The organism is bacterium SCSIO 12844 (assembly GCA_024397935.1).
Taxonomy (GTDB): domain Bacteria; phylum Pseudomonadota; class Gammaproteobacteria; order Francisellales; family Francisellaceae; genus M0027.
Window position 1 is genome coordinate 2,166,359 of sequence record CP073743.1, and the last position, 12,899, is coordinate 2,179,257.

General features: G+C 32.1%; 10 protein-coding genes. 5 read left to right on the top strand and 5 right to left on the bottom strand.

What is annotated here, in order from left to right:
* Positions 1–103 precede the first annotated feature (103 nt).
* Positions 104–1,399, top strand: a complete 1,296-nt coding sequence (locus tag KFE69_09705; protein ID UTW41779.1) for a hypothetical protein — start codon at positions 104–106, stop codon at positions 1,397–1,399.
* A 17-nt stretch (positions 1,400–1,416) separates the two neighbouring features.
* On the opposite strand, the gene ldcC is transcribed toward KFE69_09705, so the two are convergent.
* Positions 1,417–3,561: a lysine decarboxylase LdcC gene (gene ldcC / locus KFE69_09710; protein UTW41780.1), complete on the bottom strand. Its 2,145-nt coding sequence runs from the start codon at positions 3,559–3,561 to the stop codon at positions 1,417–1,419.
* An 11-nt stretch (positions 3,562–3,572) separates the two neighbouring features.
* Positions 3,573–4,907 (bottom strand): amino acid permease, encoded by a 1,335-nt coding sequence (locus KFE69_09715; GenBank protein UTW41781.1) that lies wholly within the window; start codon positions 4,905–4,907, stop codon positions 3,573–3,575.
* 734 nt (positions 4,908–5,641) lie between these two features.
* Between KFE69_09715 and KFE69_09720 the strand changes: the two genes are divergently transcribed.
* From KFE69_09720 to KFE69_09730, 3 genes are read left to right on the top strand one after another with little or no spacing between them, the layout of a single operon-like run.
* Positions 5,642–6,805, top strand: coding sequence for a saccharopine dehydrogenase NADP-binding domain-containing protein (locus tag KFE69_09720; protein UTW41782.1), 1,164 nt, complete (start codon positions 5,642–5,644; stop codon positions 6,803–6,805).
* Positions 6,806–6,820: 15 nt separating this feature from the next.
* Positions 6,821–8,398 (top strand): aldehyde dehydrogenase family protein, encoded by a 1,578-nt coding sequence (locus tag KFE69_09725; protein ID UTW41783.1) that lies wholly within the window; start codon positions 6,821–6,823, stop codon positions 8,396–8,398.
* An 18-nt stretch (positions 8,399–8,416) separates the two neighbouring features.
* Positions 8,417–9,238, top strand: a complete 822-nt coding sequence (locus KFE69_09730) for a DUF1338 domain-containing protein (GenBank protein UTW41784.1) — start codon at positions 8,417–8,419, stop codon at positions 9,236–9,238.
* On the opposite strand, the gene KFE69_09735 is transcribed toward KFE69_09730, so the two are convergent.
* The 3 genes from KFE69_09735 to KFE69_09745 form a co-directional block, all read right to left on the bottom strand.
* The gene (locus KFE69_09735; GenBank protein UTW41785.1) at positions 9,231–10,337 is read right to left on the bottom strand and encodes a hypothetical protein; all 1,107 of its coding nucleotides are present in this window, start codon (positions 10,335–10,337) and stop codon (positions 9,231–9,233) included. The genes KFE69_09730 and KFE69_09735 overlap by 8 nt on opposite strands.
* A gap of 92 nt (positions 10,338–10,429) precedes the next feature.
* Positions 10,430–10,717 carry a hypothetical protein gene (locus KFE69_09740; protein ID UTW41786.1) on the bottom strand — a complete coding sequence of 96 codons (288 nt, stop codon included), beginning with the start codon at positions 10,715–10,717 and terminating at the stop codon, positions 10,430–10,432.
* Positions 10,718–10,719: 2 nt separating this feature from the next.
* The gene (locus KFE69_09745) at positions 10,720–11,673 is read right to left on the bottom strand and encodes a DnaJ domain-containing protein (GenBank protein ID UTW41787.1); all 954 of its coding nucleotides are present in this window, start codon (positions 11,671–11,673) and stop codon (positions 10,720–10,722) included.
* Positions 11,674–11,908: 235 nt separating this feature from the next.
* On the opposite strand from KFE69_09745, the gene KFE69_09750 reads away from it, so the two are divergent.
* Positions 11,909–12,841, top strand: coding sequence for a GGDEF domain-containing response regulator (locus KFE69_09750; protein UTW41788.1), 933 nt, complete (start codon positions 11,909–11,911; stop codon positions 12,839–12,841).
* Positions 12,842–12,899: the final 58 nt, after the last annotated feature.

Sequence of the window (12,899 nt, forward strand, 5' to 3'; positions counted from 1 at the left end):
TATTCAAGTTACTTATGTAATTTATTCATAAATTGAATTTCAAAATAATCAGACACTTTCTTATAATTTAGACTTTCAAGCAGTTGTTATATAAGGGGTTACCATGAATAGATATATTGTTAAAAACTATGACTCAAAAGATAAGAAAATTTACTATCATGCTTTTCAAAGTGAAGAAGAAGCTAAAAAATTTAAAAAAGATAATATAAATACATGCAGCTTTAACATAATTAAAGCTGATACATCTCAAATACTATCTGATAGCCAATTTATGATTAAAGGGCATATATTAGGAAATGATGAACTTAGAAGTATATCTAATGAAAGCGATAAATATACTCTACAAGAAATTAATCAATTAAATAATAGTGAATTTAAAAATGCCATTATTCAACATAACAAATCAGCATTAGAAAAACTTCAAATTGCATTTGGAGGTTTTAAAATTCCAGAAACACAGATTGATCATCGAAAAACCATTGGCAATTATAACAATAAAAATGTAGATGAATTTGATTTTATCTACAATGAAGAAAGAAAATGTTTTTATATTAATAATATAGGTACTACAGCATCTTCAACTTTTAACTTCATGAATTTAAATGAAAGTGAAAATATTTACTCCGTAGGCAGAAATAGAGAGTACTCGAAGTTAGACTTAAGTGATGGTAATTTAAATGAGATATATAAACAATTAAAAGAATATACACACCCATATTCACAAATTTATACTAATAAAGTTCTTTCACATTCTGGTGAAAAAGGTATAACAAAAAACTTGTTAATTTCAGAAATAGTTAATTACCTATCATTTGTTAGTATGGAACCATTAAACAGCAATCATAATCTACCCGATAAATACAATAATGAAGAAATCAATATTACTGAATTTATGAAAAAAGGTAACCATCATGGCTATGGTGTCTGTCGACATAGAGCACTATTAGCAGCTGCCCTACTAACAAAATATTGTCATGATAATAATCTAAATGCATATATTGCTACTCCAAGAGTAAATCTTGCTAATGAAAATAAATCACTTGCTGGAGGACATACTTTCTGTGTATTTTATGTTAATAATGAAACTTTTTTTATAGACCCTATGTGGAACCACGTTAATGAGTATAATAAAGATAAAACTAATTTAGAGAAACCATATGACAAAGGGGGCTATGGTAAAGAGATCATTGACTTTATTATGAAAAACATTGAAGATTTTAAAGAAACTTACCCCTCTAATATAGAAGCCACATCAAAAGAAAGCAATAGCAATTTCTATGGAGGAATTACAATTGGACGTGGCAATAATGCTCAATTTTTCCCAGAGCATAAATTTATGAAATATGAACAAAAAAATAATTTAACAGCCAAACCTAAAAACACTTTCACTAATGAATAGCTCAAGCATCTAAATATCTATTCATCAATCACCTTAACATAATATTGACCATCTTCATCTTGTTCAACACCATGAATATCAGTTCCAAACCCAGGCAGTTGCTGACCAATATCGGTAAGCATTAATAAAAAATCTAATATTACTTTAGATTTTTCTGTAATACGCTCACCAGGCATAATTAAAGGTATACCTGGCGGATACGGTAGAATCATTACAGCTGAAGTTTCACCTTGCAGCTTTTTCAATGCTACAAGCTTTGTTTTACTTTTAACTAACCGCTGATAGGCCTGATGTGGGTTCATCACTAATTCTGGTAAATGATCAAAAGCATGATACATCACTTCAGGTAAGTTATGCTTTACAATTACTTGATGTAGTTTATCGGCTATATCTTGAATTGACTTATTTCGATAAAATACTGGATCTTCTCTATAAATAGAAGGTAGAACTTCCCGTACAGGACGGTTTTCATCATAGAGCTGCTTAAATTTATTTAAAACAGCTAATAAACGCATTGATTTGGCCTTTGTAATACCAACACTAAATAAAAATAGCATTGAGTAAGGACCTGTTTTTTCGACAATAATGCCGTGATCTTCTAAAAATTGAGCAACAATACTTGCAGGAATTCCGTGCTTTTCTAATTTAGAATTTTTGTTAATCCCTGGTAGTAAAACTGTAACTTTAACTGGATCTAAATATAAATAATCATCATCAACTTGTTTAAAGCCATGCCACTTATCATCTTTTTTTAAAGGCCAAGCTTTTGTTGTTCTAATATCATTTGGTTGCCATATATCATAAAACCAACTTTTAGATGATTTATTTAGCTGTACAACTTCACGACGAAAATCCATTGCCAAATGAATACACTCTTGTATTAGTGCATGTCCTAGTTTACCTTTCATCATCGCTGCTGAAACTTCAGTTGAAGCAACAATTGGATAAAAAGGAGATGTCGATGTATGCATCATAAAACTTTCATTTAAACGTTCATCATCATAACTACCTTTAACATGAACCATTGAGGCTTGGCTAAATGCCGCCAATAGTTTATGTGTTGACTGTGTTTCAAATACAGTATGATCTTTTCTAATTTTTTTAAGTCCCATGCCATATTTACCATGATAAATAGGATGAAAATTTGTATAAGGCACCCAGGCACTGTCAAAATGGAGATTTTTAACATCTAATGCTTTATGAATTTTTTCAACATTATAGAAAATACCATCATAGGTTGAATTGGTAATAACCGCATAAACTGGCCATGAAGTAGCTTGAGGATGCTCATCAAGCTTCTTTTGAATACTTCTTTTTTTAAACTCACTTAAACGAATACCACCCAATATACCATAAGCATTACGTGTTGGTTTTAGATAAATTGGATGAACATTAACCATCATCATTAAGTGTGTAATTGATTTATGACAATTACGGTCAACTAAAATCGTATCACCATCTGCAGCAGCATACATACCAACTACTTTATTTGAAGTTGAGGTACCATTAGTTACAATTAAAGAACGATCTGCATTAAAAACATTAGCAATATACTTTTCAGCAGCTTTATGTGGTCCTGAATGATCGAGTAAGCTACCTAACTCAGTCATTGAAATTGAAATATCTGATTTAAAAACTCCTGGCCCATAAAAATCATAAAATGCAACACCAACAGGACTTTTCTGAAAACCACCCCCTTGTTGATGACCAGGTGTACAGAATGAATAATTATTCTCATTGACATAGTGCATTAATTCTCTTGTAAACGGTGGTAGAATATGTTGAAAATATTCACTAATCCCCTGATTAATCCGCTCAACCCCATCAGTTTCCAATGAGGTATCATACTGTAAAAAATCAAGATTAAGATTAAAATCCTCTAATTTTAAATCTAAATCAAAATGCCTATCCCCTAACGCAAAAACTGGCAATTGAGGATTATAGCTTGCTATATTAGTAAATGCCGATAAATCAAAATGATCCCAATCAAGTACTAAACAACAAATACGTGCATTCGATTTTAGAATTGAAATAGCAGAAACTAAATCTTCAACAATTAACGTGTTATAGCCTAAATCTTGCAATTTATGCTCTAAGCGATACAGTGATTCAATCTTATTTTTCAATAATGTATGATTATAAATAAACAAAATATACTTCACAATCTCCCCTCCTAATTATTATCAATTTTCCAATGATGTACGCGTCGATAGATTGAACGTTCAAAATCTTCTCTATCTTTTCTGACATAAAATATTAAAGACCCTAGTGATACAACAGTTACACCAACTAATGCATAGCTTTCAGCACCAACATAGGCTGCAAAACAAAAACACATTGCAACAACTGCTGTCACTGTAATGGTAAAATGTTTAACAGGATGCTCAACTACATCAACTAAATTTAGCGCTGAGTAAAAATAAGGCAAAATTGTCATTAAAACTGCAATAGAAATAACCTGACCAAATATACCAGCAGTTGTTTTAGAGCCTAACATTACAAGAATCATTAATATACTCATACCTAATGCAGTTAATAATAAACCTTTTACTGGTGTATTACTTTCATTTAATTGGCCAAATACTTTAGGTAATGTTCCATCATGTGCAGCCCTTGCACCTGCTTGAGCTGTTAACATCATCCATGAGCCTAAAGATGCTAGACATGCAAAAGCAACCACTGCTGATACAAGTGGAGTAGTCCAACTTCCAAACATATAGCTAACTGTTAATGAAAATGGTGCTGACGAATGAGCAACATCGCTATTTGATAACATACCTGATATTGCTGTACAAGATAGAAAATAAACGATAGCTGCAATGCTAACACCAATCATCGTAGCACGAGGAATGGTTACCTTGGGGTTTTTAACTAAGTTTGAATTCACTGAAGCACTTTCAATACCAATAAAGCTCCAAATACATAATAAAACACCACTAAATACAGCATGAGTACTCGAATTCCCCGAACTATTCCAATTCTGAACAAATAAATCTGGACTAAAATAAAACCAGCCGGCTAAGCCTGTTAAAAGCACTGGAATTAATAATAAAACAACACCAATTGATACCAAGCGACCTATCCATTTTGCACCCAATAAATTTAAGCCAACAAAAAGCCAGATGATAATAATTGTGGCAATACTTGATATAATTGGATCATTTAATGCTGGTATAAATGTTGATAAATAAGCAACGCCTGTAATTGCAATGGCCAAATTTCCCACCCAGTTAGCATTAAAATATAAAACTCCTGTCTGAAATCCTAAAATTGGTGCAACTTCTCCAGCATAACCAACGGGCCCACCTTCTTGAGGATTTTCTGCACCTAAACGCGCATAGACATAAGCTAATGCAACAGCGCCAATTGAGGCGATGATCCAGCTAATAAATGTCACTGAGCCAATTGCTGCTAAATTAGCTGGTAACAAAGCAATGCCTGAGCCCATCATATTACCTGCAACAATTGCTGAACAAGCAATAACGCCTAACTGATTATTATTTGACATGAACAAACTTCCCCTATATCACAGAACATACAAATTAAGTAAATAGAATCATTTATATGTAATATTAGTTTGAGATTTTTTATTTTAGAGAGAATATACACAATTAAATTAAATTGACAAAAACATTAAAGCAATTATTTAAAGTTAAATTGATATAAGTCAAGAAATATAAAAAGTGAGCTATTCTTTATGATTATTTTTCTTCTTTTTAATTGAAAATTGAATCCATGCGATTAAAAACCAAATAATTGGTACAATAAATAATACACCAGTAATAACAATTGCAATCATACTTATCTGGCCACCTAAAACTTTAATTAGTAATAGCAGAAAAAATATTAATCCAAATAAAAACGGAATAAGTACCATTTAATTCAACCCATACTTATTTTTATCTTCACAAATAGTATAACACCAAAATTATCGCAGCGCGTCAAAGTATAGTAAAGCTTATTAATTGACTTCTATATGCGTTTTTAAAGAAAATCAGTCTATTAATAAGCATGTTTTATTATAACTAATATATATATTTCAAATAGTTACAGAAAAAATAATTAACCATTACTATTGATCAGATTGATTATATTGATAATTAAATAGACTCTTTAAATATCAAGTTCACCTTTACACTCATTCGAAAATATAAAATACTGATACCGGGAAAAATTTAAGCATATACAAAGTTTAGTTGTGCAAATATTGAAAATCGTAAAGATTAACCAAGGAGGTTACACATGCATCATATTCTTGTTTTAGGTTCAGGAAAAATCGGCACATTAGTTGCAAGCTTATTAGCTGACTCAGGTGACTACCAAGTTTATTTAGGTGACTTAAAAGAGCCTGAAAAAACGCCAAACACAAAAACGAAAATTACAACACTTTCATGTGATATCAATGATCATGGACACCTAAGCGCATTAATCAAAAAGTTTGATATTCAATCTGTTGTTTCATGCCTACCTTATTTTTGCAATCCAAAAGTTGCACAAGCTGCAGCAGAGCATAAATTAAACTATTTTGACTTAACTGAAGATGTTGAGGTGACTAAAAAAGTCCGTACGCTTGCTACAGATAATGAGACTGTTTTTATTCCACAATGTGGTTTAGCACCTGGATTTATTAGTATTGTTGCTAATGATCTAATCAAAAAGTTTGATGAAATTGAGCACGTTAAAATGCGTGTTGGTGCTCTACCATTAAATGTTAGTAACCCACTGCAATACGCATTAACCTGGTCAACTGATGGCGTTATTAATGAATATGGAAATCCATGTGAAATTCTAGCGAATAGTGAAAAAACACTTGTTCCAGCTTTAGAAGGTTTAGAAGAAATCCAACTAGATGGTTTAAATTATGAAGCTTTTTATACTTCTGGAGGTGTTGGCTCTTTAATTGATACTTATAGAGATAAAGTTAAAAACATGGACTATAAGACCATGCGTTATCCTGGTCACTGTGAAAAATTACAGTTTTTAATGAATGATCTTGGCTTAAACCAAAAACGTGACGTACTTAAAAATATTCTTGAAGATATTATACCTGAAACAAAACGTGATGTTGTCCTTGTCTATGTTTCAGTATTAGGTACGATTGATGGTAAATTGATTGAAGAAAACTATGCAGAGAAATTCTATCCTAAAACATTATTTGGAGAAACTTTTACTGCAATTCAGATGACAACTGCCTCTGGTATTTGCGCCGCAATCGATATGGCTGTTGTAGAAAAAACATTAAAAGGACCATTAGCAACACAAGAAGAGATTAATTTTACACATTTCTTAAACAACCGCTTTGGTAGCTATTACAACAAAAATACCAATAACACTTCATTTGGATCTTCTAGCCTAAAAAAGACTCAAACCGTTACAAATAATGCTGAAGCAATCGCGGAGATTTAAATAATGGATACAACAATGACTGAATCACAAGCAACAATACATGTATCATCTGAAAATCTTAGCTTAGATGATCAGATTAAAACAATTCTTAATACATTTGGACTAACTGAAAATCATAGTGGTACCGCAATTGGTAGTCACTGGCTTGATAATGATGCAAATAGTACGCTTGTATCACATACACCCATTACTGGTAATAAAATTACCAGTATAAAAACTACCTCCAATGCTCAACTAGATGAAGTAATTAAAAAATCTAATGATGCATTTACTCAATGGCGTCAAATACCAGCACCAAAACGTGGTGAACTTGTTCGCTTAATTGGTGATAGATTACGTTATTACAAAGATGCCCTTGGTTCATTGGTTGCTTTTGAAATGGGTAAGTCAAAACAAGAAGGTGATGGTGAAGTTCAAGAAATGATTGATATGGCTGATTTTGCTGTTGGTCAAGCACGCATGCTTTATGGTAAAACCATGCACTCTGAACGTCCAGAGCATCGTATGTATGAGCAATGGCACCCTTATGGTATTGTTGGTGTTATTAGCGCATTTAATTTCCCAGTTGCTGTTTGGTCGTGGAATGCATTTATTGCTGCAATTTGTGGTAATACCGTTATTTGGCGCCCATCTGAAAAAACACCACTTTGTGCATTAGCAGTACATAAAATATGCCAAGAAGTATTGAAGGAACACAATTACCCAGATGTTTTTTCACTGGTTGTATCAGATGATGTTGAATTTTCAAAATCATTTGTGAATGATACTCGCCTGCCAATGATCTCATTTACTGGATCTACACCTGTTGGCCGTCAAGTTGGTGGACAAGTTGCTGAACGCTTTGGTAAAGCTTTACTTGAATTAGGTGGCAACAATGCTGCAATTATTGATGAAACTGCCGATCTAAAACGCACAATACCAGCTGTTGTATTTGGCGCTGTTGGTACAGCTGGACAAAGATGCACAACATTAAGACGTTTAATCGTTCATGAAAGTATCTATGAAACAGTTGTTAAAGAATTAGCTTCAGCTTATAGCAAATTAAAAATAGGTAATCCTTTAGATACGAATAACCATATGGGGCCACTAATCGATCAAGCTTCAGTTAATTGCTATTTGAGAGCGATTGAAGCGATTAATAAAGAAGGTGGCAAGGTACACTTTGGTGGCAAAGTAATTGACAAAGAAGGATTTTTTGTTGAGCCAACCATCATCGAAGCTAATCCAAACTGGAGCATTGTAAATGAAGAAACATTTGCACCAATTCTTTATGTTATGCCATATAAAACAATTGATGAAGCCATTGCTATTAATAACCAAGTAGATTACGGCTTATCATCAGCAATCTTCACTCAAAATATACGAACAGCTGAATACTTTTTATCAGCTAAAGGTAGTGACTGTGGTATTGCCAATGTTAATATTGGCACATCAGGTGCTGAAATTGGTGGTGCATTTGGTGGTGAAAAACACACAGGTGGTGGACGAGAAGCAGGTTCTGATGCTTGGAAAGCTTATATGCGTCGTCAAACTAATACCATTAACTGGGGATTAGAAATGCCACTAGCGCAAGGTATTGAATTTAACTTATAAAAGAAAAGGATTTTAATTATGAGTCAAATAACACTAAATCAATTATTTGATCACCTTTGGCATCAATATATTTCTGAAAGCCCAGAAGCTGAAAAAATACATCAGTTATTTATTAGCCAAGGTGAAGAAGTTATTAATGATCATATTGCGATTCGTACCTTTAATGACCCTCGTGTTAATGTTGAGCACTTAGCGAAATTTTTTAAGCAGCTTGGTTATGAAGAAAAAGGTCAATATGATTTTGCATTGAAAAAATTAAATGCTAAACACTATGAACATAAAGACAATGCAGATTTACCAAAAATTTTCATCAGTGAGTTAAGAGTTGAAGATTTTAGTGTGCGCTTACAGTCTTATGTTACAGCTTTAATTGATCAAATAAGCCCTGATTTATTAACATCAACAGAATTACTTTATTCTGGCACCCCTTGGCAAACACCATTAGATTATGAAATTTACCAAAATTTATTATCTGAAAGTGAGTACGCTGCCTGGGTTTATGCTTTTGGTTTTAGGGCCAATCATTTTACAGTGAATGTTAACCATATGAAGCAGCTAAATAGCATTGAAAAAGTTAACCAATTACTTAAGGATAATAGCTATCAGCTTAATACTTCAGGTGGTGAAATTAAAGGCACACCTAGTGATCTATTGGAGCAATCTAGCACGTTAGCGAATCAAGTTGAAGTACAGTTTAAGCAAGGTGGTCATGTTATTCCTAATAGTTATTATGAATTTGCCAAACGCTATAAAGATAACTCAGGCAAACTATATCAGGGTTTTATTGCCGCTTCTGCTGATAAGATTTTTGAATCAACTGATACAAAGGCTACTAAATAATTAAGTCATTATGTTGATGCAATCCGCTAACAACTGATTTAATACTACTATTTTCAAGTATCTTTGCTTCCTCACTTTGACTATTTTCTTTTAAGTATCCAACAGTTCCATCGATACTTTCTTGGATAATACGCTTGATGTGTGTTGTTGTTGCAACAGCACCAAAGCCTCTTTGTTTTGGAATTAATGGTACATTATCTGTTTTTGCGTGATTAGGTAAATCTGCTAACCCTAAATAATGCCGCCATCTTACCAAAACGTTTAATGCTTTTTGGTTTACTGGAAGTTTTCTATTATTATTCGTATAAAAAAACCAATTACCAGAATCATCTTGAGAAAAATGATTCATCATCGGCATCGTTTTCTGTTTAACCGTTAGTTCTGCAATAGAAACTTTTAGATGGTATATCATACTTAGCACAAAATAAGCGCGCTCTATTGTAAACTGATTACTATGAAGCATTTTTTTGGTATGCATAATAATTTTTTCAACTTCTTTAGAACTTAAAGTTGTATTTTTTTTCTCAGTTTGCATACTTACTTTTGGCGTTAACGAAAAACGATAACGTAATAAGATCATTGGGTTTTTTTTGACATACTTTTTATTTAATAAAAAATTATAAAATGTACTTAAAATAGCGATTAATTCCTTTAATGAATCATTACTTAACTTAAATGGTTTATTTTTATATTTGTGAATACTCTTAAATTCCTCTCTAGTTAACTGAATCGCAAAAGGTCGCCAAGCTGGATTTTGAACACGTTTAAAACCTTCTCTTAAATAACGCCTGGCTTTAGTAAGGCCAACCCAACTTTCAGGCGGTGACTTACAAAATTGAATATAATTGTATAAGTCATCTGCTGTTAACTCTTTAATTGATTTATGTTTAATTAACCAGCACCAATGCAACAACCTTTCTATTTCTCTTCTATATGAATTATACGTCCCCATATGTTTACTATAAAGCTTTAAAAATCTTTTTGCATAAAGATATTCTTCTTCATTATGAACTTGGCTAGGAATAAAATTATTTTGGAAAGTATGCTCTACTGTATCAAATAAAGCTAACGGTGATTCAACTGAGTTATTTAACTTCATTATTATTATCTCTTTTGTTTTTAAACCTCCTAATATCTTATTATTTTAAAACTGATAAAAACCCATCAAAAATTGAGGTAAATTAATATTATTTATTCAACTTCAATTAATGCTTCTAATGCCTTAATTCTTTGTCTTAGCTCATAAATAATTGCAATTCCAGGCGCATTAACACCTAAATCTTTAGCTAAGCGAAGCGCTGATTTTACTCTTGTCAACTGATCACAAGCTATATAATAACTGCCATCTTTTTTAATGGCATAAACAACATCATGCTCAATCCACTCAATGACAACTTTATCAGAAACACTCAACATCTCTGATATTTGTTCTAATGAAAGTAAATCATTATCTGCAATAATACCTTTATGTAGTTTCATCATTATGCTCCTATTAAATCGCTACGTGGGTCAAATGCCATTTTATTGCTCATTTCTTTATAAAAAGCTTTTTGCTCATCAGAAACTGCAGGCGGTAAAATCACATCTAGCACAACATAGAAATCTCCATTAGCGATACCTTTTCCTTTAAGACGCATTTTTTTACCTGTTTGTGTATGTGCTGGCACTTTAAGTTTAACTTGACCATTTGGTGTATTAATTGAAATATCTTCACCTAAAGCTGCCTCCCAAGGCGCAATAGGAACATGAGAAAAAATATCGTTACCAACAACTTTAAATTGTTGTGTTGATTCTACATTTACTTCAATAAACAAATCACCATTTTGCCCTTTTCCATAACCTTCAGAACCTTGCCCCTTTAATCGAATCTGTTGACCATTGGTAATGCCTTTTGGTATTTTTACTTTTAATTTTTTTTCCTTTTGGGTTAATTGACCACTTTGATTTATATCCTGATAGGTAAAATGTAAGGTTCTTTCAACACCTTTTAGGGCATCATCAATCGATATATTAACCTTTGTATGCAAATTTTGTCCTGGTATATCAAATGATGTACCTTGTGATTGATAACGTTTATAACTGCCTTGTTGTTTACGACCAAACAAATCTGCAAAAATATCTTCATAACCTTCAAAACCATGATATTGATCTGAAGAGGAATACTGATAATCACCTTGATTAGTTGATGTATGCCCTCCTTTAGCCATTGAATCCTTCGCCTGCTGCCACTGACCTCCAAACTGATCATATAGCTTTCTTTTTTCTTCATCTTTTAATACTTCATAAGCATCTTGAACCTGCTTGAATTTATCTTCAGCATCTTTTTCAGTACTTACATCAGGATGATACTTTTTTGCTAGACGTCGATATGCTTTTTTAATCTCTTGAGCACTCGCACTTTTATTGACACCTAATAATTGATAATAATCTGCCATAAATAGTTACTCCGTTTTGATATCACTTAATTTTAAGCGAACTATAAAATTTTAATTTGTAAGCATTTATATCTAAAGTCTTATTCAACCTCATAAGATAGCTATCAGTCAAGAGATTAGCATCATTTCTCATACTCAATTTATTGAATAAATCACAATATAAACTACACTTTAATATGTCCAATTATTTAAATTGATCATTTAACAATAATTAATACAAATTTGAGGTCATTCAATGAATAATAATTATCAAATTTTAGTTATCGATAATGACCAAGAAGATCGACAACTAATTCGCCAGCTACTCGTCCAACAAAATCAACAGCAATTTGATATTAAAGAGCTATTTGATGCAGATTCTGCAATTAAATACTGCCATTTACATACACCAGATTGTATTTTAGTTGACTACACACTACCAGGAATAAATGGACTTGATTTTATTAAAATGCTACATCAAAAGCTACCGAATCAGCTCCATAACATTATTATGCTTACCAACCAGGGCAGTAATGAAGTTGCAGCTAAAGCAATCAAATCAGGTGCAGTTGATTACCTAAGTAAGAATAAATTATCAGCACCAAAACTTACCAATACAATCAATGAAAGTATTAAGCGTATTAAATTTAAACAACAAAAAAGAGATAAAGAACAGAAAATTCATAAATTAATTGACTATGATCCGTTAACCAAACTAGCCAACCAAAATGCTTTTAGACACAAAATAGAACAATACTTTCATGCTGCACAGCGATATAGTCGCTTATCCGCATTACTTTTAATTGACCTAGATAAATTCCATTTAATTAATGACTCATTAGGCTATGAAGCTGGCGATCAATTATTGAAATTAATTGCAGAAAGAATTAATAAAAATATCAGAACAAGTGATTTTGCTGCACGATTAGAAGAAGATCATTTTGCAATTATTCTAGATCAGATTAAAGAAACAGAGCATGCGACATACGTTGCTAGTAAGCTTATTGATGCCATTAATGAACCCTATGAAATTGATCATAAAACGATTCGAATATCAACTAATATTGGCCTTTGTTGTTTTCCTCAACAATTTAATCTGCCAAGTGAAGTTATTGATCGTGCTAATGTTGCAATGTACTATGCAAAGTTGAATAAAAAACAAACATTATGGTATTATCCTAATATGTAAACTATCAATAATTACTTGATCATTTAATCTAAGCTTATATACTGGAATTTCAGTATAA